This window comes from Bradyrhizobium sp. USDA 326 (genome assembly GCF_049739485.1).
Taxonomy (GTDB): Bacteria; Pseudomonadota; Alphaproteobacteria; order Rhizobiales; family Xanthobacteraceae; genus Bradyrhizobium.
Genome location: NZ_JBMGQA010000001.1, coordinates 7,664,425 through 7,687,296, shown reverse-complemented (window position 1 = coordinate 7,687,296; position 22,872 = coordinate 7,664,425). Strand labels below are relative to the sequence as shown.

General features: G+C 64.6%; 20 protein-coding genes, 1 tRNA gene and 2 riboswitches. Of the genes, 8 read left to right on the top strand and 13 right to left on the bottom strand.

Annotated features, from left to right (window positions below; genetic code table 11):
* Positions 1 to 239 precede the first annotated feature (239 nt).
* The 3 genes from ABIG06_RS36585 to ABIG06_RS36575 all read left to right on the top strand — a co-directional run bounded on the left by ABIG06_RS36585 (position 240) and on the right by ABIG06_RS36575 (position 2,263).
* Positions 240 to 977: a competence/damage-inducible protein A gene (locus ABIG06_RS36585; protein WP_124162267.1), complete on the top strand. Its 738-nt coding sequence runs from the start codon at positions 240 to 242 to the stop codon at positions 975 to 977.
* Between the two features lie 36 nt (positions 978 to 1,013).
* Positions 1,014 to 1,541 (top strand): xanthine phosphoribosyltransferase, encoded by a 528-nt coding sequence (gene gpt / locus ABIG06_RS36580; protein ID WP_124162266.1) that lies wholly within the window; start codon positions 1,014 to 1,016, stop codon positions 1,539 to 1,541.
* Positions 1,542 to 1,645: 104 nt separating this feature from the next.
* Positions 1,646 to 2,263: a hypothetical protein gene (locus ABIG06_RS36575; RefSeq protein ID WP_124162265.1), complete on the top strand. Its 618-nt coding sequence runs from the start codon at positions 1,646 to 1,648 to the stop codon at positions 2,261 to 2,263.
* A gap of 25 nt (positions 2,264 to 2,288) precedes the next feature.
* On the opposite strand, the gene ABIG06_RS36570 is transcribed toward ABIG06_RS36575, so the two are convergent.
* The gene (locus tag ABIG06_RS36570; protein WP_370140470.1) at positions 2,289 to 3,311 is read right to left on the bottom strand and encodes a methionine synthase; all 1,023 of its coding nucleotides are present in this window, start codon (positions 3,309 to 3,311) and stop codon (positions 2,289 to 2,291) included.
* Between the two features lie 131 nt (positions 3,312 to 3,442).
* Here ABIG06_RS36570 and ABIG06_RS36565 point away from each other — a divergent pair, with 131 nt between their 5' ends.
* From ABIG06_RS36565 to ABIG06_RS36555, 3 genes are all read left to right on the top strand, one after another.
* Entirely contained in the window at positions 3,443 to 4,144 is a 702-nt protein-coding gene (locus ABIG06_RS36565; protein WP_370140469.1) for a glutathione S-transferase N-terminal domain-containing protein, read from the top strand.
* A 138-nt stretch (positions 4,145 to 4,282) separates the two neighbouring features.
* The gene (locus ABIG06_RS36560; protein ID WP_370140468.1) at positions 4,283 to 4,891 is read left to right on the top strand and encodes a 2-hydroxychromene-2-carboxylate isomerase; all 609 of its coding nucleotides are present in this window, start codon (positions 4,283 to 4,285) and stop codon (positions 4,889 to 4,891) included.
* Positions 4,891 to 5,865 carry an NADPH:quinone oxidoreductase family protein gene (locus tag ABIG06_RS36555; protein WP_124162261.1) on the top strand — a complete coding sequence of 325 codons (975 nt, stop codon included), beginning with the start codon at positions 4,891 to 4,893 and terminating at the stop codon, positions 5,863 to 5,865. Before ABIG06_RS36560 ends, ABIG06_RS36555 begins: the two co-directional genes overlap by 1 nt.
* Here ABIG06_RS36555 and ABIG06_RS36550 read toward each other — a convergent pair.
* The 10 genes from ABIG06_RS36550 to ABIG06_RS36505 all read right to left on the bottom strand — a co-directional run bounded on the left by ABIG06_RS36550 (position 5,854) and on the right by ABIG06_RS36505 (position 18,466).
* Positions 5,854 to 6,300, bottom strand: a complete 447-nt coding sequence (locus tag ABIG06_RS36550; RefSeq protein WP_370140467.1) for a hypothetical protein — start codon at positions 6,298 to 6,300, stop codon at positions 5,854 to 5,856. The genes ABIG06_RS36555 and ABIG06_RS36550 overlap by 12 nt on opposite strands.
* Positions 6,301 to 6,435: 135 nt before the next feature.
* A complete protein-coding gene (locus tag ABIG06_RS36545) occupies positions 6,436 to 7,326 on the bottom strand; it encodes a crotonase/enoyl-CoA hydratase family protein (RefSeq protein ID WP_124162259.1) in 891 nt (296 codons plus the stop codon).
* 140 nt (positions 7,327 to 7,466) lie between these two features.
* A complete protein-coding gene (locus ABIG06_RS36540) occupies positions 7,467 to 8,888 on the bottom strand; it encodes an amidase (RefSeq protein WP_124162258.1) in 1,422 nt (473 codons plus the stop codon).
* Positions 8,881 to 10,053, bottom strand: coding sequence for a M20 aminoacylase family protein (locus ABIG06_RS36535; protein WP_124162257.1), 1,173 nt, complete (start codon positions 10,051 to 10,053; stop codon positions 8,881 to 8,883). Before ABIG06_RS36535 ends, ABIG06_RS36540 begins: the two co-directional genes overlap by 8 nt.
* Before the next feature lie 13 nt (positions 10,054 to 10,066).
* Complete coding sequence (locus tag ABIG06_RS36530; protein ID WP_370140465.1) at positions 10,067 to 11,572, bottom strand: M81 family metallopeptidase; 1,506 nt, start codon at positions 11,570 to 11,572, stop codon at positions 10,067 to 10,069.
* A gap of 294 nt (positions 11,573 to 11,866) precedes the next feature.
* Positions 11,867 to 13,516 (bottom strand): ABC transporter ATP-binding protein, encoded by a 1,650-nt coding sequence (locus ABIG06_RS36525; RefSeq protein WP_370140464.1) that lies wholly within the window; start codon positions 13,514 to 13,516, stop codon positions 11,867 to 11,869.
* Between the two features lie 67 nt (positions 13,517 to 13,583).
* On the bottom strand, positions 13,584 to 14,471 hold the full coding sequence (locus ABIG06_RS36520) for an ABC transporter permease (protein WP_124162254.1): 888 nt from the start codon (positions 14,469 to 14,471) through the stop codon (positions 13,584 to 13,586).
* 21 nt (positions 14,472 to 14,492) lie between these two features.
* Positions 14,493 to 15,434 (bottom strand): ABC transporter permease, encoded by a 942-nt coding sequence (locus tag ABIG06_RS36515; RefSeq protein WP_199752020.1) that lies wholly within the window; start codon positions 15,432 to 15,434, stop codon positions 14,493 to 14,495.
* A 177-nt stretch (positions 15,435 to 15,611) separates the two neighbouring features.
* Complete coding sequence (locus ABIG06_RS36510; protein WP_370140463.1) at positions 15,612 to 16,913, bottom strand: D-amino acid dehydrogenase; 1,302 nt, start codon at positions 16,911 to 16,913, stop codon at positions 15,612 to 15,614.
* 67 nt (positions 16,914 to 16,980) lie between these two features.
* Positions 16,981 to 17,086, bottom strand: a riboswitch (glycine riboswitch).
* A 3-nt stretch (positions 17,087 to 17,089) separates the two neighbouring features.
* Positions 17,090 to 17,194: riboswitch (glycine riboswitch) on the bottom strand.
* A 141-nt stretch (positions 17,195 to 17,335) separates the two neighbouring features.
* Positions 17,336 to 18,466: a M20/M25/M40 family metallo-hydrolase gene (locus ABIG06_RS36505; protein WP_061882862.1), complete on the bottom strand. Its 1,131-nt coding sequence runs from the start codon at positions 18,464 to 18,466 to the stop codon at positions 17,336 to 17,338.
* A 269-nt stretch (positions 18,467 to 18,735) separates the two neighbouring features.
* On the opposite strand from ABIG06_RS36505, the gene ABIG06_RS36500 reads away from it, so the two are divergent.
* Positions 18,736 to 20,346 (top strand): ABC transporter substrate-binding protein, encoded by a 1,611-nt coding sequence (locus ABIG06_RS36500; RefSeq protein ID WP_370140462.1) that lies wholly within the window; start codon positions 18,736 to 18,738, stop codon positions 20,344 to 20,346.
* A gap of 269 nt (positions 20,347 to 20,615) precedes the next feature.
* Here the strand turns inward: ABIG06_RS36500 and ABIG06_RS36495 are convergent, their stop codons facing one another.
* Together ABIG06_RS36495 and ABIG06_RS36490 are read right to left on the bottom strand one after the other, a co-directional pair.
* Positions 20,616 to 21,866 carry a multidrug effflux MFS transporter gene (locus ABIG06_RS36495; protein WP_370140461.1) on the bottom strand — a complete coding sequence of 417 codons (1,251 nt, stop codon included), beginning with the start codon at positions 21,864 to 21,866 and terminating at the stop codon, positions 20,616 to 20,618.
* Positions 21,867 to 22,175: 309 nt separating this feature from the next.
* A tRNA-Leu gene (locus ABIG06_RS36490) sits at positions 22,176 to 22,264 on the bottom strand.
* Between the two features lie 174 nt (positions 22,265 to 22,438).
* On the opposite strand from ABIG06_RS36490, the gene ABIG06_RS36485 reads away from it, so the two are divergent.
* Positions 22,439 to 22,855 (top strand): twin-arginine translocation pathway signal, encoded by a 417-nt coding sequence (locus ABIG06_RS36485; protein WP_370140460.1) that lies wholly within the window; start codon positions 22,439 to 22,441, stop codon positions 22,853 to 22,855.
* Positions 22,856 to 22,872: the final 17 nt, after the last annotated feature.

Genomic DNA, 22,872 nt, shown 5'->3' with positions numbered 1-22,872 from the left:
CGTTTCGGCCTTGCTGAGGACCGCAACGTCCTATGGCCATGCCGTGAAGAGTGCATGACTTCCGTAGGAGGTAGCAAGGGCCGGGCCAGCGCGATAAGCATGGAGGAGGGGCATTTGCCGGGGACGGCCGGCGGCTTGCCTGAAAAAATGGCTGAGGACTGCTTATTTCAGAAGCAAAACTGCGTGACTTCAACGTGTTACCTCGGCAAAGTCGGCGTCACAGGTGAGGGACTTAAGGCATGAGCGACATCGTCACGGCGGGCATTCTGGTCATTGGGGACGAAATCCTGTCCGGCCGGACCAAGGACAAGAATATCGGCTTCATCGCCGAATACCTGACCAATATCGGCATCGACCTGAAGGAGGTCCGGATCGTCTCCGACGACGAGGCCGACATCATCGCCGCCCTGGACGCACTGCGGCATCGCTACAGCTACGTCTTCACCACGGGTGGCATCGGCCCGACGCATGACGACATCACCGCCGATGCCGTGGCCAAGGCGTTCGGCGTCGGTATCGATCACCATCCGGAGGTCGTCGCCCGCTTCCGCGAGCGCTGGAGCGAGCAGGACCTCAACGAGGCCCGCCTGCGCATGGCCCGCATCCCCGACGGTGCCGAGCTGATCCAGAGTGCCACCATTCTCGCTCCCGGCTTCAAGATCGGCAACGTCATCGTCATGGCCGGCGTGCCGTCGATCATGCAGGCGATGATGGATATCGTCTCGCCCAAGCTGAAATCGGGCGTGCGCATGCTCTCCGAATCGGTCCGCGCCAATGCGCGCGAGGGCGACATCGGCGGCCCGCTGCGGGCGATCGCCACGGCCCATCCCGACACCATCATCGGCAGCTATCCCTTCATGGACGAGGAGCAGAAGCCGAACACCAATCTGGTGGTGCGCTCGCGCGATCCGGAGAAGCTGGCCGCGGCGATGGCCGCGGTGAAGGAAATGCTGGCGGGATTGAACATCAACCGCTAGCAGTGACTTTGCCGGCGGACGAAGCAGGAGACGACGATGGCTGGTGAAGCACCGGAGCTGAGTGCGCAGGAGCGGGCAGGCAAGGCCTTTCCGGTCTCGTGGGACCAGTTCCACCGGGATTGCCGGGCGCTGACCTGGCGGCTCAACGAAGTCGGTCCGTTCCACGCGGTGATCGCGATCACCCGCGGCGGCCTGGTGCCGGCCGCGATCGTGGCGCGCGAGCTCGGCGTGCGCGTGATCGACACGGTCTGCATCGCGAGCTACGACCACAACAAGCAGGGCGAGCTCCAGGTCCTCAAGGGCATTTCCGAAGCGGCGATGAAGCTCGGCGGCGGCACCGGCAAGGGGCTCCTGATCGTCGACGACCTCGTCGACACCGGCAAGACCGGCAGGCTGGTGCGCGAGATGCTGCCCGATGCGCATTTCGCCACCGTCTACGCCAAGCCGATGGGACGCCCCCTGGTCGACACCTTCATCACGGAAGTCTCGCAGGACACCTGGATCTTCTTCCCCTGGGACACCGCGCTGTCCTACCACCCGCCGCTGCGTGACGGCGCGGCGTGATCATTCCGGTCATTGCGAGCGCAGCGAAGCAATCCAGAATCTTTCCGCGGAAGCAATCTGGTTGCTTCGTCGCTCCGCTCCTCGCAATGACCGGTCGAGGCACCATGCCCCTGCAAAACCGTGTCACCCCGACCGGCGACATCATCGCCACGCCGCATCGCGGCCTGTTCACCGGCAACCGCGGCATCATCCACGATCCCGCAACGAAGACGCTGCTGAAGAAGCGATGGTCGTCGCCGGCCTGGATCATTTGTCTGTGCGAGTTCCGCGGCTGGCGGCGGCCGGTGATGGCGCGGCGGAGCTGGACCGAGCTGTTCTTCCTCGATGAAGCCACTGCCTTTGCTGCCGGACATCGCCCATGCTTCTTCTGCCGGCGTGACGATGCCAACCGGTTTCGCGCGGCATGGGAGAGGGGAAACGGCGCAAGCAAGGTGAGCGCAAAGGCGATGGACGCAAAGCTGCACCTGGAGCGTCTCGATCGTGGCCGCAAGCGGTTGCACGCGCTGCGAGGGCCGCTCGCAGACTTACCCGACGGCGCGATGGTGCAGCAGGGCGAGCAGAGCTTTCTTGTGATGAAAGGCCAGCCGCTGCTTTGGTCGCCGGCCGGCTACGCCCGCGCCGACCACGCGCTGGAGCGTCCGATGCTGCTGACGCCCCCGTCGACGCTGCGGGCGTTCAGCGCCGGATATCGACCGGCGCTGCATCCGACCGCTCTGGACTAACAGAGTACGCCGCGGATCACCGGCGTCAGCCCAGTCTCTCGCGCGCCAGCGCGGCGCCGGCGCCGAGCGCCATCAGCTTGGCTTCGGCGATCTCCCGCCGCATCGGCGCCATGCCGCAATTGGTGGTGGCGATGATGTTGCTCTTGGGCACGAATTTCGACACCGCATCGATCACCTGGACGACGTCCTCGGCGGTCTCCACCGTGTCGCTGGCGACGTCTATCACGCCGGCCTGCACGATCTTGGTCTTGAGCAGCGCCAGCAGGTCGAGCGGCACCTTGGAATTGCGGCACTCGATCGCAACCTGCTGGATCGGGCTCGCGTCGATTGCCGGGAAGATCTGCTCGTACTGCCGCCATTGCGCACCGAGTGTTTCCTTCCAGTCGGTGTTCGCCTTGATGCCGTAGCCGTAGCAGATGTGAACGGCGGTGGCGCAAGTGAGGCCCTGCGCGGCGCGCTCCAGCGCCTTGATGCCCCAGTCGTTGACCTCGTCCATGTAGACGTTGAAGGCCGGCTCGTCGAACTGCACGAGATCGACGCCGTCGGCTTGCAACGCCTTGGCCTCCTCGTTGAGCAGCTCGGCGAAGGCAAAGGCCATCTTCACGCGGTCGCCATAGTAGCGATCGGCAATGGTGTCGATGATGGTCATTGGGCCGGGCAGGGTGAACTTCAGCTTCTTCTTCGTATGAGTACGCGCCACGCGGGCCTCGAAGTCATGGACGCGTCCCTTGAGCCGGAGCGGGGCGACCACCTGCGGCACCATCGCCTTGTAGCGGTCCTTGCGGATGCCCATCTCGACCTTGTGGGCGAAATCGATGCCCTCGATCTTCTCCAGGAAGCCGTGGACGAAATGCTGCCGGGCCTGCTCGCCCTCGGTGACGATGTCGATGCCGGCATCCTCCTGGATCTTCAGCCAGATCAAGGTCGCATCGCGCTTGGCCCGGAGCAGCTCGTCGGCCTGTGACTTCCAGGGCGCCCAGAGCATGTTGGGTTCGGCCAGCCATTCCGGCTTCGGCAAGGAGCCGGCGATCGTGGTTGGAAACAGCATGGCGGCCCTCCCGGCAGGTTGTGTTGCGCCCCTTCCTGCCATGTCCTAACGTCGAGGTACAGAACAACAAAAGTCGCTCTCTATGCGGAGGCGACGACAGGGAAGGCCAAGGAAAGGCCAATGGAAAGGTCGTGATCGATCTCTATTACGCGCCGACCCCGAATGGCTGGAAAATCTCGATCATGCTGGAGGAACTCGGGCTTCCCTACAGCGTGAAGCCCGTCAACATCCGCGCCGGCGAGCAGTTCGACCCCGAGTTTCTCGCGATCTCCCCGAATAACCGCATCCCGGCCATCGTCGACCACGATCCTGCCGACGGCGGGCCGCCGTTCTCGGCCTTCGAGACGGGCGCCATCCTGATCTATCTCGCGGAGAAGACCGGCCGGTTCTTGCCGACGGACCTGCGCGGGCGCTCGACCGCCATCCAATGGGTGATGTGGCAGATGGCCGGGCTGGGACCGATGCTCGGCCAGCATGGACATTTTGCGCTCTATGCCGCCGAGAAGATTCCTTACGCGATCACGCGCTATCGCGACGAGGCGGCCCGGCTGTATGGGGTGCTTGACCGGCAGCTCGGCAAAACCGGTACTTATGTGGCCGGCGACTATTCCATCGCCGACATCGCCTGCTTTCCCTGGACCATGACCCACAAGGCGCAAGGCTTTACGCTCGACGACTATCCGAACGTGAAACGCTGGTATGCCGAGGTTCGTGCGAGGCCGCAGGTGCAGGCGGGGCTCGCGATCGGCAAGTTCGTGAAGGAGCCGTTCGACGAGGAATCACGCAAGATCATGTTCGGGCAAAGGGCTAAGGAAGTGTTGGGAAGGAAGTAGACCTCCGCTCCATCCCGTCATTGCGAGCGAAGCGAAGCAATTCAGAATCTTTCCACGGAGGGACTCTGGATTGCTTCGTCGCTTTGCTCCTCGCAATGACGGAGGAGAGAGAGGGACAAACAAACATAAGGAACCATCATGATCGAATTCTTCTTCGACTGTTCCAGCCCCTGGACCTATCTCGCCTTCCACAACATCCAGCTGTTGGCTAAGGAGCTGGGCGCCGAGATCACCTGGCGGCCAATCCTGGTCGGCGGCATCTTCAACACGGTCAATCCGAGCGTCTACGCCCAGCGCGAAAAGCCGGTGCCGCTGAAGGCGCGCTACATGAAAAAGGATCTTCAGGACTGGGCGCGCTCGGCCGGCCTGTCGATCAAGATGCCACCCACGGTGTTTCCGGTGAACAGCGTCAAGGCCATGCGCGGCTGCATCTGGCTCGGCAAGGACATGGTGCCGTTCGCAACGGCGGTGTTCGAGGCCTATTGGGGCGAGGACAAGGATATTTCGCAGGACGTGGTGCTTGCCGAGATTTGCAGGAAGGTTGGCATCGACGAGCAGAAATTCTTCGCCGGGATTTCGGAGCAGGGGATTAAGGACCAGCTCAAGGCGAACACTGAAGAGGTCGTCGCCCGCGGCGGCTTCGGCTCGCCGACCATCTTCGTGAACAAGACCGACATGTATTTCGGAAATGATCGCCTGCCGTTGATCCGCGAGGCGCTGCTGCGCAGCAAGGCGAGCGCGGCCTGATGGTGCGCGCTGTCGTCTGCCGCGCGCTCGGTGCGCCCGAGACGTTGCGGCTGGAGGAGTTTGCCTCGCGCGCTCTGAAGCCGGGCGAGGTGCGCGTCGCGATCCGCGCCGCCGGCCTGAATTTCCCTGACGTGCTGATGGCGGCCGGCGACTATCAGCTGAAGCCTGAGCTGCCGTTCACGCCCGGGATGGAAGCTGCCGGCGATGTCACCGAGGTGGGATCGGAGGCAAGCGGCGTTGCGGTTGGCGACAAGGTCATCGTCAAGATGCGCCATGGTGCCTTCGCTGATGAAGTGGCGGTAACGCCGGCCCAACTCACGCCGATGCCATCGACGTTCGACTACGCCGAGGCCGCGACTTATCTTGCCGGTCATGGCACCGCGTATCACGCGCTGATCGATCGCGGCCGGGTCGAGCCGGGTGAGGTGCTGCTGGTGCATGGTGCCGGCGGCGGCGTCGGGCTGGCCGCGGTCGAGATCGGCAAGATGCTGGGCGCGATCGTGATTGCGACGGCTTCAAGCGACGAGAAGCTTGCGATCGCGAAATCGCGCGGCGCCGATCATCTCGTACGCTACGACCGCGAGTCCTTTCGCGATGCCGTCAAGCGCATCACCGGGGGGCGCGGCGCGGACGTCGTGTTCGACCCCGTCGGCGGCCAGGTCTTTGAAGATTCCATGCGCTGCATCGCCTGGGGCGCTCGGCTCCTCGTGATCGGCTTCACCGGCGGCATCGGCTCGGCCAGGACCAATCTGCTGCTGATCAAGGGCGCCAGCGTGCTCGGTGTGCGCGCCGGCGAAGCGGTGCGGAGAAATCCTGCGCTTGGCGAAGCGCGCCTGAAGATGCTGCTGCAATGGGCGGAGGAGGGCAAGCTGCGCCCCAACGTCTCGCATCGCCTGCCACTGGAGGACCATGCGAAGGCGATGCGGCTGTTGATCGATCGCAAGGCGATCGGGCGGGTCGCGCTACTGATGTGACGCCCGCGCGGCGGCTTCGCGGCCACCGGCTCCATAGCCGAGGCAAGTTTTCACGATCTGGCCACAGGCGGCGTCACGCGCACTTCCAATGTCGGTATTCCCGGCATATTGCACCTCCGTGACCTTGCCGCGAACGAAGCGCAGCTGGACGCGACAATAGCCTGAAGGCGCCTGGCCTCCGATATTCAGACCGGGCGGAAGCGTCAGTGTGGGCGGCGCGATCCCGCCGGGCGGACTCGCAGCGTGCTCGTACATCCAGATCTCGCCCGAGCCGTCCTTGGCGGTTCCGGCCGGCAAGCCGGCGCACATGCGGATCGCCGACTGATCCAGACCGATCAGGCTGGCCCGTCCGCGCTGCGCCCACTCTGCGTCCTGCCCGGCGCAGCCGGCAAGGACGAGTGGCGCGAGAGCCGCCATTCGCAGGCAAAGTTGCATCGTATCGCTTCCCTGTGCGGGGCGGACGATACCGCAAGGTGATTTTGCGATGCAGCAGGATGTCGGCCGATTGTCCATGCGCGCTTGGCATGGATCAAACAGCCGAGTTGCACGTTATGGCGCGCTGGGTCGTCTTTACTTGTACTCCCGTTCCGTCCACCACGGGAAGTAATCCGGCATGTCGGTCGATACCTTGTCCTTGAACTGCGCGGGACGCTTTTCCAGGAACGACACCACGCCTTCCTTGACGTCGCCGGAGCGGCCGCGGGCGTAGATGCCGCGACTGTCGACCTTGTGGGCCTCCATCGGATCGTCCGCCCCCATCATGCGCCACATCATCTGGCGGATCAGCGCGACCGAGACCGGCGCGGTCTTCGCGGCAAATTCCTTGGCGAGCGCGCGGGCGGTTGGCAGGAGATCATCCGGCGCGACGACCTTGCTGACGAGACGCCCGGCGAGTGCCTCCTGCGCCGGGAAGACCCGGCCCGAATAGCACCATTCCAACGCCTGCGAGATGCCGACGATGCGCGGCAGGAACCAACTCGAGGCGGCCTCCGGCACGATGCCGCGCTGGGAGAACACGAAGCCGAACCGCGCGGCCTCCGAGGCAATGCGGATATCCATCGCGAGCTGCATGGTGACGCCGATGCCGACGGCAGGCCCGTTCACCGCGGCGATGACCGGCTTGAGGCACTTGAAGATGCGCAAGGTGACCTGGCCGCCGCCGTCGCGAACCTGCGGATCGCTGTAATCGACCTTGCCGTCGGCCAAACGCCTTACAGGCCCCCGCCGCGCGTCGCGGTCGAACGTGTCGGCACCGGACGAAAGATCCGCGCCCGCGCAAAAACCGCGGCCGGCGCCGGTGACGATAATGGCGCGGACGTTGTCGTCCTTGTCGGCGGCGTCGAACGCGTCGATCAGCTCTGCTTGCATCTGCGCGTTGAAGGCGTTGAGCTTGTCGGGCCGATTCAGCGTGATCGTGAGGATCTGCTCGGCGACCTCGTATTTGATCGTCTCATACGCCATGGTTGTTTCCTTCCTTGTCATTCTTGAATCAATTCTGTCATTGCCGGGCTTGACCCGGCAATCCATCTTTTTTGAAGAGGATGGATGCGCGGATCGAGCCCGCGCATGACGAGTTGTGTTGAGACGCTAGATGCGCGTCGCTACTTCGTCGGCGGCTTGGGCCAGGGCCGCTGTGGGCCACGCAGGCCCTCGAACGCCTTGGCCATGCCGAGCACGCCGATGTCGTCGAAGCGTCGGCCGACGATCTGCACGCCGATCGGAAAGCCCTTGGCATCGAAGCCGCCATTGACGGAGATCGCGGGGTTCTCCGACATATTCCACGGCACGGTATAGGCGATGTGCTCGAACGGCTTCATGGGATCGTTGGTCGGCGAGGCCCATTCCGCCGGATAGTTCACGTTCGGCGCAGTCGGCGAGATCACGTAGTCGAGCTCGCAGAACAGCTTTGACGCCGCTGCGCGGATCGCCATGGTCTGGTTGAAGCCGCGGATCACGTCGACGCCCGACAGCTTGGCGCCGGACTCGCCCCACTCGAAGATATAGGGCAGCACCTTTGCCTGCTCGGCCGGCGTCAGTTTCGACAGATCGTCCCACATCCGCGCGCGCCAGAAATTGTCGAGGCCGTCGAGCATCTCGCGGGTGAGGATGCCCTCGACCTCGGTCACGACGGCGCCTGCGGATTCGAACGCCTTCGCCGCCTTCACCGCGACCTCGCGCACCGGTTTCTCCAGCGGCAGTCCGCAGCCGGGATCGAGCATCAGGCCGATGCGCAGTTTTCGCGGCGACTTCTCCAGCCCCTTCCAGTTGAGAGGTTCGGCCGGCAGGCTCATGCCGTCGCGCCGGTCGGGCTTTGCGATCGCGCTCATCATCAGCGCGCAATCATCGACCGTGCGGGTCATGGGACCGGCGACGCGGCCGACATAGGTGGGATCGATCGGCACGCGGCCGAAGCTCGGTTTCAGGCCGACGAGGCCGCACCAGCCGGCGGGCAGGCGCACCGAGCCGCCGATATCGGTGCCGAGATGCAAGGGACCGTAGCCGGCCGCCGCGGCAGCGCCGGCGCCTGCGCTGGAGCCGCCGGGATTCCTGGAGAGGTCCCAGGGATTGCGCGCCAGCGCATGGAAGCTGGAGAGACCGGAGGACAGCATGCCGTAATCGGGCATGGTGGTCTTGGCGAAGATGATCGCGCCGGCCTCGCGCAGCCGCGCAGCCGGCGGGGCATCCTTCTCGGCCGGCACGAGCTTGACACTGGCCGCGCCCAGCGGCACCGGCACGCCCTTGGTTGCGATGTTGTCCTTCACCGTGACAGGGACGCCGTCCAGCGCGCCGGACGGCTCGCCGCCAGTCCAGCGCGCGGTCGAGGCCTTTGCAGCCTCGCGCGCACCGTCGGGATCGAACGCATAGAGTGCCTTCAGGTGCGGCTCCCACGCAGCGACGTGCGCGAGCAAATCCTCCAGCACCTCGCTCGGCGAGAACTGCTTTGCACGATAGCCCGCGATCAGATCGACCGCGGACAGATCGTGCAGCGAGGTGACCGCCTCTTCGACGCTCTTTTTATGCATTGCCACCCACCGGCATGCGCGTCTCGATGATGCGGGCGAACATGCTGGCGCCGATCGGCAGGATCTTGTCGTCGAGCACGAAGCCGGGATTGTGCACGGGCACCGAGCCGTCATGGCCAACCCAGAAATACGCGCCGGGGACGGTCTGCAGCATGTCGGCAAAATCCTCGCTGCCCATCTTCGGTTGAGTACGGGTGATCACGTTGGCGGGATCGACGATGGTGCGCGCGACCTCCTCGACCACCTTGGACTGCTCGGCCTGGTTGACCAGCACGTCGAAGGTGTCGCGGATGTCGACGTCGATCACGCAGCTATAGGCGCTCGCGATTCCGGCGCAGATGGTCCGGATGCGCTCGGCGATCAGGGTGCGGACTTCTTTCGAGAAGGTGCGGATGGTGCCGCAAAGATGCGCGTCGCCGGGAATGACGTTGTAGGCGGAACCGGCGTGAATCTGGGTGATCGAGATCACGGCGGCCTGCAGCGGCTCGACGTTGCGGCTGACGATGGTCTGGATCGCCTGCGCCAGCGTGGTCGCGATGATCACCGCGTCCTTGGAGCGTTCGGGCATCGCGCCATGCGCGCCGTAGCCGGTGATGCGGAGGTCGAAGAAGTCGGCGCTGGCCATCGCGGGGCCGGGCAGGATCGCGATCTCACCGTGGTTGAGGTCGGGCGCGTTGTGCAGGCCGTAGAGCTCGTCGCAGGGAAACTTCTCGAACAGGCCGTCCTTGATCATGGCGCGGGCGCCGCCGAGGCCTTCCTCGGCCGGCTGGAAGATCAGGTGCACGGTGCCGTCGAAGTTCCTGGTCTCGGCGAGATAGCGCGCGGTGCCGAGCAGCATGGTGGTGTGGCCGTCATGGCCGCAGCCGTGGAAGCGGCCGGGGATCTTCGAGCTCCACTTCAGGTTGGTGTTCTCCTCCATCGGCAGCGCGTCCATGTCGGCGCGCAGCCCGATGCGCTTGCCGCTCGAACCCTTACCCTTGATGACGCCGATCACGCCGGTGCCGCCGAGGCCGCGATGCACCTCGATGCCCCAGCTCTTCAGCTTGTCGGCGACGATGCCGGAGGTGCGCACTTCCTCGAAGCCGATCTCGGGGTGAGCGTGGAGGTCGCGCCTGATAGCGGTGAGTTCGTCGGCGTAGCCGTCGATGCGGTCGATCGTGGGCATGTGTCCTGTCCAGTTAGCGTGAAGAAGGATCGAAAACAGGGCCGTTCGGTTTGATGCGGATGCCCGGCCGCAGCCGCGTCCAGGGCAGGGAAGCGGTGTCGGCCGGCATTGCGCCGGGGGCGGCGCAGATCATCAGCTTCTCGGCGATCGGCTCGAAATCGGCGCGGAAATGCACCGAGCTCTTGTTGACCAGGATCTTCTGCGCGGTCGGCTCGATGCCGACATAGCGGTACATCGCCTGGTCGGCGAGCTGCGCCTTGTGCGAAGAAACGACCACGCGGACGTCGCCGATGCGCAGGCAGGCGGACGGTCCCATCTCCATCTCGCGGCCGCCGTAATAGGGGCCGGGCGCGATGAAGCGGCCGTCGGAGAGCCTTTCGACCACGAAGGTCTCGCGATAGGGCTCATCGCCGGGAATGCCGGACTTGCCGCCGAGCGAGAGCGTCACGATGGCGCCGACGCCGGCCGCATGCGCGGCCCTGGCCGATTCCGGATCGTAGATCGCGCCGGTCGCCGCGCTCGCCTTGTTGCGCACCAGCGCGCGCAGCATGCCTGTCGTGTCGGAATCGCCGCCGGCGCCGGGATTGTCCTGGGTGTCGGCGATAATGATCGGCTTGCTCGCATTCTGCGAAAGTTCCATGGCATGGCGCACGCCATCGTCAGGCGACCAGATCTTGCCGTCGAAATCGTCCTCGTGGCTTTCGATCAGCTTCACGATCGCATCGGCTGCGCGGTCGGCATCCGCTTGCGTCTTGCCATAGGCGAATACGCTCGGCCCGCAATCGCGGAAATCCGCGGCCGGGAAGCCGGGCGCGAAAGAGAGTGTCGGGACCGCATCGCCCTCCAGCGCGGCAAGCTTTTCGTAGATGCCTTTGGTCGGCTCATCGTTGGTGCATTGCCAGCTGATCGGGATCAGGAACGGCAATTGCCGGAACGCCTTTGCGAAGCGCTGCTTCGTCTGCAGCAACAGCGCCAGATGCCTTGCGCAGGCGCGGCCGGTCTCGGCCATGTCGACATGCGGATAGGTGCGGTAGGCGATCAACGCGTCCGCATGCTCGATCATCTCGGGCGTGACGTTGGCATGGAGATCGAGGCTGGTGACGAGCGGAACATCCTTGCCGATGACGCGGCGCACGCGCGCCAGGATCTCGCCCTCGCCATCATCGAGATGCTCCGTCACCATGGCGCCGTGCAGGTCGAGATAGACTGCATCGATCGGCCCGGCGGCGGCGATGCCGTCGACCATCACCTTCACGATGCGTTCGAAGGCGTCCTTGGTGACGTGTGCGGAGGGGCTCGCCCCGCAGGCAATTGTCGGAACGAGTTCCCAGCCGCTGGCCGCAGCACTGTCGACGAAGCCGGCGAGGCCGACATTGATGCGCCGCATCACCTTCAGCACGTCGGCGCCTTCCGTCATCGCCGGCCAGCCGCCGCCATGCTGGAAGTCCGCAAATGTCGCCTTGGTCGGAGCGAACGTGTTGGTCTCGTGCAGGAAGCCGCCGATGGCGATGCGTGTCATCAATTCAAGTCCAGATTTGAAAGTGCGCGACGTTAGCCTTGGCTCCGAGGAGAGAGCAAGGTGAGAGGCCATCGCGCCGTGCATGGCCTCAAGCTGTTTTGGGAATGCTGCGGATGCGGTGAGTGTCGTGAGTAGCGGTGCATCCAAGCTCTCCATGTCGTCCCTGCGAACGCAGGGACCCATAACCCCAGGAATGAGTTTGGCGAATGCTGGTCGTTCGGGATTAACGCCGCGCGAAGAATAGACTCCGCGGTATGGGTCCCTGCGTTCGCAGGGACGACACCGTGAGTGTTGCTACACGGTGGCCCCCACGCCTTCCACCACCGGCCGGAAGTTCGCGAAGTCCCAGTTGCGGCCGGGAGCGGCGTCCAGCAGCGCCTTGGTGTAGGCCTCTTTCGGATGCGTCAGCACTTCGGCGGCGGGACCCTGTTCGACGACGCGGCCATGCTGCATCACCACGACCTCGTCGCAGATTTGCGCAGCGACGCGCAAATCGTGGGTGATGAACAGGATGGCGATGCCGAGCCGCTTCTGGATCTCGTCGAGCAGTTCCAGCACCTGTGCCTGCACGGAGACGTCGAGCGCGGAGACCGCTTCGTCGGCGACCAGCACGTCCGGATCGAGCGCGAGTGCACGGGCAATGGCGATGCGCTGGCGCTGGCCGCCGGAGAACTGGTGCGGATAGCGCGACACCGCATCTGCCGGCAGGCCGACGAGCTCGAGCAGCTCGCGCGCCCGCTTCATCGCATCGGCCTGGGAGACGCCGTAGTTGATCGGGCCTTCCGCGATGCTGTCGCCGACGGTCACGCGCGGGTTCAGCGAGCGGTAGGGATCCTGGAACACGATCTGGATCTTCTGCCGGTGCGGCTGGAGCAGGCGGCGCGAGATGTCGGCGATCTCGCGGCCCGCGAGGCGCACGCCTCCGGAGGTCGGATCGATCAGGCGGACGATGCAGCGCGCCACCGTCGACTTGCCCGAGCCGCTTTCGCCGACGATGCCGAGGGTGCGGCCCTTGCGCAGCGTCAGCGTGACCTTGTCGGCGGCGACAACCTCGCGGCCTTTGCCGAAGAAGGCGCGCTCCTTGTAGACCTTGCTGAGCTCGTTGGCCTCCAGCACGACCGGCTCGCGGCTCTCTTCGCGGGGCTGCCGCGGCACCAGGCTCGGCACCGAGGCGAGCAGGTTGCGGGTGTATTCCATGGTCGGATTGCGCAGCACGGTCTCGAGCGGGCCGGTCTCGACCAGGCGACCCTGCCGCATCACCGCGACGCGGTCGGCGATCTCGGCGACCACGCCCATGTCATGAGTGATGAACAGCACGGCGGTGCCGTGATCGCGCTGCAGCTCGCGGATCAGCGTCAGGATCTGCTTCTGCGTGGTGACGTCGAGCGCGGTGGTCGGCTCGTCGGCAATGAGGAGCTTCGGCTCCAGCACCAGCGCCATGGCGATCATGATGCGCTGGCGCTGGCCGCCGGACAGGCGGTGCGGATAGGAGGCGAAGATGCGCTCGACCTGGGGCAGGTGGACCTGCTCCATCATGTCGAGGATACGCTTCCTCCGCGCTTTCCCGTCGAGATCGGTATGCGCGCGCAGGACCTCGTCGATCTGGCGGCCGACCGGCACCACCGGATTGAGCGCGGTCATCGGCTCCTGGAAGATCATGGCCATCTTGGTCGCGCGAAGCTGGCGCAGGCGGCGGTCGGTCGCGGTGAGCAGCTCCTCGCCGACCAGCTTGATGCTGCCGCCGGTGGGCACCAGCGTGCCCTTCGGCAGCAGGCCCATGGTGGTGAGCGACGTCACCGACTTGCCCGAGCCGCTTTCGCCGACGAGGCACAGCGTCTCGCGTTCGCGCACCTGGATCGAGATGCCGTCGATGATGTTTACGCCCTTCGGCTTCTTGCCGATGGAAACGACGAGGTTGTTGATGTCGAGGATGGTGTTGGTCATGCAATGTCTCCAACGTCGTTCCGGGTTCGGTGCTTCGCAGCGCCCCGGAACGACGGAGTAAAGGATTTCACTTCCCCTCCCGCTGCTTCATGCGCGGATCGAGTGCGTCGCGGGCGGCGTCGCCGATCAGGTTGATGCTGAGGATGGCGATCGAGAGCAAAAGGCCCGGCCAGAAGATCAGCGACGGCTTGATCTGGAAGTACTGGCGGCCCTCGGCCATGATGTTGCCCCAGGTCGGCGTCTCCGGCGAGATGCCGGCGCCGAGGAAGGAGAGGATGGCCTCGGTGAGAATGGCGCTCGCGCAGACATAGGTGCCCTGGACGATCAGCGGTGCGACCGTGTTCGGCATCAGGTGGCGCCACATGATCTTCGGCAGGCTGGAGCCGACCGAGATGGCGGCCTCCACGTAAGGCTCCTCGCGCGCCGACAGCACGACCGAACGTACCAGGCGCGCCACCCGCGGAATCTCAGGGATCGTGATCGCGATCAACACGGTCCAGAGGCTGGCACCGGACAGCGAGACCACGGCGATCGCGAGCAGGATGCTCGGCATCGCCATCAGGCCGTCCATGACGCGCATCAGGACGGAATCGACCAGCTTGAAGAACCCTGAGACGAGGCCGATCGCGAGTCCGATGGCGATCGACAGGATCGCCGAGCCGATGCCGATCAGAAGCGAGATTCGGCCGCCATAGATCACGCGCGACAACAGGTCACGGCCGTAGGCGTCGGTGCCAAGCAGGAATTGTGCAGAGGAGGGCTTGAGCCGCTGCGACGGCGCGAGCTGGATCGGATCGTGGGGCGCGATCAGCGGCGCCAGGATCGAGATCACCACGACCAGCGTGAGAAGGACCGTCGCGGTCGCAATGATGGGCGTCGAGGTGAGAAATCCGAATCGCGGCCGCAGCGGCGACGTGATCGGAATGGACGACTGGGGAAGGGTATCGACTGACATGTTTGTCCTTGTATCCTTGCCTCAGTACCGGATCCGGGGATCGAGCAGGGTGTAGGCGACGTCGATGAGAAGATTGACGACGACATAGATCAGCGACGTCAGGAGGATCATCGCCTGGATCACCGGATAGTCGCGCGCCAGCACCGCATCCACGGTAAGGCGGCCGATGCCGGGGATGTTGAACACGCTCTCGGTGACGACGACGCCGGAGATCAAGAGCGCAAAGCCGGTGCCGATCACGGTGATCACGGGCACCGCGGCGTTGCGCAGCGCATGGCGCATCATCACCGCGACCTCGTTGATGCCTTTGGCGCGCGCGGTACGGACATAGTCCTCGCCGAGCACGTCGAGCATCGCCGCGCGCGTCATGCGCGCGATCAGGGCGATGTAGATGAAGGACAGTGCGCAGGTCGGCAGGATGATGCGCTCGAAGAACGGCCCGAAGCCGTTCGAGATGCTGCGGAAGCCCTGCACCGGCACCCAGCGCAGGTCGATGGCGAAAATCTGGATCAGGACATAGCCGACCACGAACACCGGGACCGAGAAGCCGAGCACGGACAGACCCATCACGAAGCGATCGATCCAGGTGCCGTGCTTCCAGGCCGCGATCACCCCCAAGGGAACGGCGACGATCACGGCGAGGATGATGGTCGACAGCGCGATCGAGATCGACGGCTCGACGCGCTGGCCGATCATCTTCATCACCGGCAGGTTCGAGATCAGCGATGTCCCGAGGTCGCCGTGCAGAAGCTTGTTCACCCAGGTGATGAACTGCACGATCAGGGGCTCGTTCAGGCCGAGCGAGGTGCGGATGCGCTCGAGCCGTTCCGGAGTTGCGTTGTCGCCGGCGAGAATCGCGGCGGGATCGCCGGGCGTCAGCCGCAGAAGCAGGAACACGAACAGCGCGACGACGCCCATCACGGGCACCGCGGCCAGAACGCGGCGAATTAGATAACCCAGCATACACTTATCTCCGGCTACCGAACGTGTGGAACATCGAGGCTCCCGTGAACTCTGTCGTGTCTATCATGCCTAACACTTGGGCTGGAAAGGCCGCTGGAGACGCCGTCCCCTTAGGGCAAATTGTGTGCCAAGGGCTGCGCCGTAGCAAGAGGCCGACATGTCTCCAGTATCGACCACTCAGGATGCATGTCGCAGTTCACGCTCAACCCCAAGTGAAGGTGCCGTCGGTGGAGCGTTGAGGCCGCGCCAGCCGTCGATGGTCTGAGCGATCATCTGCGCCGTTGCTGCCGACAGGGTCCAGCCGAGATGGCCGTGGCCGGTGTTGAAGAACACGCCCGGAATCCGTCCTGCGCGCACGACCGGCATCATGTTCGGCATCATCGGGCGCAGTCCGGCCCACGGCACGACGCGCGACGTTTCGACGGCAGGGAAGTTGCTGCGCACCCAGTCGATCAGCGGCTGCACGCGGTCGGCGCGGATGTCGCGATTGAAGTCGTTGAACTCGGCGGTGCCGGCGACGCGAAAGCGGTCGGCCCCGAGCCGGCTGGTGACGATCTTTGCGGCCTCGTCGAGCAGGCTCACCGTCGGGGTGGCGTTGCGGCTTTCGGCGGTGTCGAGTTGCACGGTGATCGAGTAGCCCTTCACCGGATAGACGTTGAGGCGTTCGTCGAGCAGGGTGGCGAAGTGACGGCTCGCAACGCCCGCGCAGACCACGACGCCGTCCACGTTCAGTGCGCCGCGCCCGGCTCCCACACTGTCGCTCGCGGCCAGATCAGCCCAGCCGATGACGAAGCCGCTGCCGGCACGCGCGATCGAATCGATATTGGCCTCGTGGATGAAGGTCGCGCCACGCCGCTTGCAGGCTTCCGCCAGCCCGCGGGTGAACTTGTGGATATCGCCGGTCGCATCCGACGGCGTGTAGAAGCCGCCATAATAGTCCTTGCGCAGTGTCGGCTCGATGCTGCGGATTTCTTCTGACGTCACCGGGCGGCGGTCGAGGCCGCCTTCCTGCAGCAGTGCGTTGACGCGCAGACCGGATTCGAAGCCGGCCTTGTCACGATAGATGTGGAGGATGCCGCGGCGTTCGAGATCGAAGTCGATCCCTTCGCGTGCCGCGATGTCGAACAGATGCCTGCGCGCTTCGATCGCGAGCCGCGTGGTCTCGATCGTATTGGCGCGGTAGTTGCCGACGTTGGCGACGAACTCGCTCATCCACGAATATTTGTGCCAGTTCGGCCACGGGTTCATCAGCAAGGGCGCGTCGCGCCGGAACATCCAGCGCAAGCCCTTCAGGATCGTCGCCGTGCTGTTCCACACTTCGGCGTTCGATGCGGAGAGCTGCCCGCCGTTGGCGAAGGACGTCTCCATCGCAGCGTAACGGTGCTTGTCGAGCACCGTCACCTCAAAGCCGCGTTCGAGCAGGGCATAGGCGGTCGTCACGCCGGTGATGCCGGCGCCGATGATGGCGATATGGGTCATGATGAGGTTCGGGGCTCCCGTGTTTAGAGTCGGCTAACCGCCGGCCAAAAGCCGTTGGCGGCGCCCCATCTGTCACGGGTACCTGAGAGCTTGATCCGCTGCGGATCTCGCAACGAACTATCCCCTTCGGTGGACGTCACGATTGCCTGAAATCGCGCCGCCTCTCTCCAGATCGTCCTGACGAAACGGTCCTTTTGCCTGAGAGTTTCCGGGGCGGTTGCTCCGTCGGCGCCGCAACGAAAGCCGAAAGCCTTCGCCGCGGTCTCTCCCGCATCGTCGCGTGGACGGCCGAGCAGTACGATACGCCTCATTTTTAGACAAGGCTAAATTTCGACCGTGACTGCCGAGCTATTGTGCAGTGCGAAGTCAGTCTCGTCGTCCCGGGGCGATGCGACAGCATCGAACCCGGAATGACGAGTTCACTACTCCAGCGTCGCCAGCAATCCGGCCATCAGCCGGCCGCGCTCGACCAGGCTATCGACCTCGATGAACTCCTCCAGCGTGTGGCCGTTGCCGCCGCGTACGCCCAGGCCGTCGAGCGTCGGGATTCCCATCGCGCCGGTGAAGTTGCCGTCGGAGCCGCCGCCGGAGCTTGCATGCGGTAATTCCGCGCCGAGCGATTTGGCGATGCCGCGCGCCTTCTCATAGAGCGCCATCGTGCCGGCATCCGGCTCCCAAACCGGACGCGTCACGCCGCGCGTGACCTTGAACGTGACGTCGTTGCTGGTGCCCGACAGCGCCAGCATCCTCTCCACACCGCGGTCGAGATCGGCCTGACGCTTGGCCATGGAGAGCGCTTCGCCGGTCGCGGTCGTTGCAACGCAATTGACCCATTGTCCGCCGTGGACGACGCCGACCGAGAAGGTGCAGTCCTCCGTCGTCATCGCGTCGATGGCGAGGATCTGCCGCGCCATCTCGCGGATCGCCGAGCGTCCCGCCGATAGCGTTGCGCCGGCGTGGCTCGGCCGGCCCGTCGCCTCGAGATTGAAGCGGGCAATGGCGTAACGTCCGGTGGTGACACCGTTGTCGGCGCGGCCGGGCTCGGGCACCAGCACGTATTTGTTGCGCGCCGCCTCCGCCTCGATGATGTCCCGCGTCGAAGGCGTGCCGACTTCCTCATCCGGCGTGAACAGCACGGTGATCGGCAGCGGTGTGGTGAAGGACGCGCGCGCCAGTTGCCGGATCGCTTCCAGCGAGAGGTAATTACCGCCCTTCATGTCGTAAATGCCGGGGCCATAGCACTTGTTGCCCTCGCGCCGCCATTTCAGCTTCTCGATGGTGCCGACCGGATGAACGGTATCCATGTGTCCGGCGATCAGGATGCCCGGCTCGCCCTGCTTGGGATGAGGAAAGCGCGCGCGGATGACGCCGCCAAAGCCCTGGCGGCCCGCGATGCGCTCGATCGTCGCACCCATGATCGCCATATCCCGCGCTGCGATGTCGAGCATGCGGTCCACGGCCCCTGCATCCCAGGTCGGACTTTCGCATTCGACCCAGCCGCGCAGGCCCTCGAGCATCGCCTCGGAATCAAAGGGAAGATTGGCAGGATTCATCTCAATGTCTCTCAAGCTTCGAAAAATGGAACGCGCATTGCATCTGCGCGGGGCAGGACAAGCGGAGGGTGTTGTAGAGCCAAACCGATCTTTGTGGAGCCCGTGCGCGCGCCGTGAGGGGCTGCGACGAAACCGGATTGACGCGCTGGACACTGTCTGCAAGTCTCAAAAAGATAAAGGCATTGCATGAGGTTAGTTCGCCCAACGAATGCACCGCATGCTTAACCAATAACCCGCCTTTGAACAGTTTCACGTCAGGAGAACTTTCTATGTTCCACTTCATGCGCCGGGGGCGTCGCGCGTTCGCCTCCAAACTTGCGCTGTCGGTCGTCGCGCTTTCGACCGCGCTGGCCTCGCCAGTGCTTGCGGCCGGCAAGACCATCACCGCGGTGATGCATTCGGATCTGCGCATCATCGACCCGATCTTCACCACGGCCTACATCACGCGTGACCATGGCTACATGGTCTACGACACGCTGGTGGCTCCGGATTCGAGCTTCAAGATCCAGCCGCAGATGGCAGACTGGAAGATCTCCGACGACAAGCTCACCTATACCTTCACGCTGCGCGACGGCCTGAAGTGGCATGACGGCGCGCCGGTGACGGCGGAAGATTGCGTCGCTTCGCTGAAGCGCTGGGCCGCTGTCGACGGCATGGGCCAGAAGCTCATGGATTTCACCGCGAGCATCGAGGCGACCGACGCCAAGACCATCACGCTGAAGCTGAAGGAGCCCTATGGCCTGGTGCTCGATTCCATCGGCAAGCCGTCCTCGCGCGTTGCCTTCATGATGCCAAAGCGCCTCGCCGAGACGCCGCCGGACAAGCAGATCCCGGAGCAGATTGGCTCGGGTCCCTTCAAGTTCGTGGCATCGGAATTCCAGCCCGGCGTGAAGGCGGTCTACGTCAAGAACACCGACTACGTGCCGCGCAAGGAGCCGGCGAGCTGGACCTCCGGCGGCAAGGTGGTGAAGGTGGATCGCGTCGAGTGGATCACCATGCCGGACTCGCAGACCGCAGTGAACGCGCTGCAGTCGGGCGACATCGACTTCATGGAGAATCTGCCGTTCGACATGCTGCCGGTGCTGGAAGCGAACAAGGAGCTCACGATCGAGGTCTCCAACAAGTTCGGTTTCCAGACGCTCGGCCGGATGAACTTCCTGCATCCGCCGTTCGACAACGTGAAGGTGCGGCGGGCTGCGTTCCTGGCCATGAACCAGAAGGACGTTCTCGATGCGCTGGTCGGCAATGCCAAATATCAGAAGATCTGCGGTGCCTTCTTCGTGTGCGATACGCCGCTCGAGACTGACGTTGGCGCCGAAACGCTCATCAAGGGCAACGGCATGGCGCAAGCCAAGAAGGCGCTGGCCGAGTCCGGCTACGACGGCACGCCGATCGTGATCATGGCGCCCGGCGACGTCACGACGCTCAAGGCGCAGCCGATCGTTGCAGCCCAGCTGCTGCGCGAGGCCGGCTTCAAGGTCGACCTGCAAGCGACTGACTGGCAGACGGTGGTGAGCCGCCGCGCCAGCCAGAAGCCGCCGAAGGAAGGCGGCTGGAACATGTTCTTCACCAACTGGGTCGCGGCCGACGTTGCCAACCCGATCGCCAATCTCTCGATCGGCGGCCAGGGCAAGAAGGGCGGTTGGTTCGGCTGGGCCGAGGATCCGAAGATCGAGCAGCTCAAGGACGCGTTCGTCCGCGCATCCTCGCTCGACGAACAGAAGAAGATCGCCGCCGAGATTCAGAAGGAGGCGTACGATCAGGTGATCTACATCCCGCTGGGGCAGTATTTGTTGCCGAGCGGTTGGCGCAAATCGCTTACCGGAGTGCTCGACGGTCCGGCGACGCCGCTGTTCTGGAACATCAGCAAGTCGGAGTAGCGCCTGCGTCTGGAAAGCGAACGGCGCCGGGGTCGAACCGCGGCGCCGTTTTCTATGAATGATCTCGGTCTGAATCAGCAGTGGCTGTCGCGCACCTGCTCGAGACCTTCACTTGCGAAGGGCAGGCTTCGGTCCCGCCGCTCTTCGAACAATTTCCGTGGAGCTGACCGCTCGGTCTCCGACGGCGGCTGATCCGCTCTGCTCTCTTGTTCCATCTCGCCGATCCTCTCGATTGCTGCGGTACAACATCGAGAGGTCCGGGAAGTTCCTCAGGCGACAGGGCGATGATGCGGCTTGAACAGCCGGCCCTTCTCCACCACCAGCACGATCGCGAGCGCGGCGAGGGTCGACAGGAAGAATCCGATCGAGAAGGGCAGCAGAGTGCCGTCGAAGCTCTGCCCGATCGCCATGCCGACCACGATCCCGATCAGGGTCGTGATCGAGCCGTAAAGCGAGGAGGCGGTGCCGGCGATGTGTCCCTGCGGCTCCATCGCGAGCGCAGTGAAGTTGGCGACCATCATGCCGAACGAGAACATCATCAGGGCGGAGAGCACCATGAACAAGGCAAGCGGCAGCACGCCGAGACTTTCCGTCAGCAGCATCACGCCGGCCACGACGGTGTAGAGCGTCAGCGCTCCGTGCGAGATCACGCGCATGCCGAGCCGTCCGACCAGCCTCGCATTGAGGAAGCCGGCAATGGCAACGCCGGCCGCGACCGCCGCGAAAGCCAGCGGAAAGTAATGGCCGAGGCGATAGATGCCGGTGAAGATTTGCTGGGCGCAGAAGACGTAGGCGAACAGTGCGCCCATCACGCTGCCGGCGGCCGTGGCATAGCCGATGGTCTGGCGATGGGTCACGGTCTGCCGGAACGCGGAGAGCACGTCGGCGGGCGCCAGCGACCGGCGCTCGGACTGGGGAAGGGTTTCAGGCAGTCGCAGCACGCACCATGCGAGCGCGAGCAACCCGTAGAGCATCAGCACCACGAAGATGCCGCGCCAGGCCGTCACCAGCAGCACCGCCTGTCCGAACGAGGGGGCGATCACGGGCACCGCGATGAACACCATCATGGCAAGCGACATCACGCTCGCCATGCGGCGGCCGACATAGCAGTCGCGCACGATCGACGTCGCGATCACGCGTGTCGCCGCGGTGCCGAGCCCTTGCAGCGCACGCGCCAGCAGCAGCGTCTCGAACGAGGGCGCTGCGACCGCCAGCACGCTCGCGACCGCATAGACCGCCATGCCGCCGAGCAGCACCGGCCGGCGGCCGAAGCGGTCCGACAGGGGGCCCATGACGAATTGGCCGGCGCCGAAGCCGATCAGGAATGTGGACAGCACCAACTGGAGATGGTTCGCGACCGGAATGTTGAGGGCCGTACCGATGCTCGGCAGCGCCGGCAGCATCATGTCCATCGCAAGCGGATTGAGCGCCATGATGGACGCGATCACGATGACGAATTCTGGAAAACCCATCGGGCGGTGTCCCGCGGACACCCAATCGTCGGCATTGACGTCGGACAAGAAGATTACCCCTGAAATCGAGCGACTTTATCTCCGCGCATGCTGCGTTGCACAACCCATGTTTCGGGATGGCTGGCAGGCGGAGCAGGGGGCGGACAAGATTTGGTCAGAGCCGTCGGAGCGGAGACGAAGATGAGGTCGCTTGTGCTGCGGGCCCGCTCAATCTCGTCCTGACCTGTGAGGTGATAATAAAGGGTCTTCCTGGTGACGCCGGCCTTCGATCATGGCGCCGGAGGCACGCCTGGCCGGGCGCTACAGATCCATGACGCGGTCGTCTCCCGGGCGAGCACGACCTGCCCTCGGCTCCGTTGGTGCGGGCAGCCGGGGTCGAACCGGCACAGCGCTTGCGCACCGAGGGATTTTAAGTCCCTTGCGTCTACCAATTCCGCCATGCCCGCTTGATCCAACGAGATCAAACACTTAAGTCCATCTCCGGCCGTCTGGAATTGGCGCGTTGCGTACCCGGAGGGACGGTTCTTCCTTAAGCGAGGCGGGCGCACAAGGCAAAGCCTCAATCCGGACAACTGTTGTTGCTTTAGGCATTCTCAATCCACGGGGGCTATTCATCCGGCATGGCGGCTTCGTTTTCCTCTTCGCTGCGCGGCTTTGGCGCGCTCCTCGCGCTGCTTGCGGCCGGCGCCGCGCTGTCCGGCTGCGCCGGCATGAGCGAGACGATCGCGCCGGCCTTTGCCGATCCCGCCAAATACGAATTGTACGACTGCAAGCAGTTGCAGGCCGAGCGCAAGCTGCTCGCCAAGCGCACCAGTGAGTTGCAGAAGTTGATGCAGAAGGCCGAGACGGGCACGGGTGGCGCGGTCGTGTCCGAGCTTGCCTATCGCAACGACTATATTGCGATACGCGGGCAGTCGCAGTTGGCCGAGGAGGCCTGGAGCCGCAACAAGTGCCGGGAGACGCCTGAGGCGCCACCGCCGGCGCCGCTGCCGCTGACACCCTCCGGCAAGTCCGCTTCGAAATCCGGAACGAGGTGACCTGCTGAGGCGCCGCG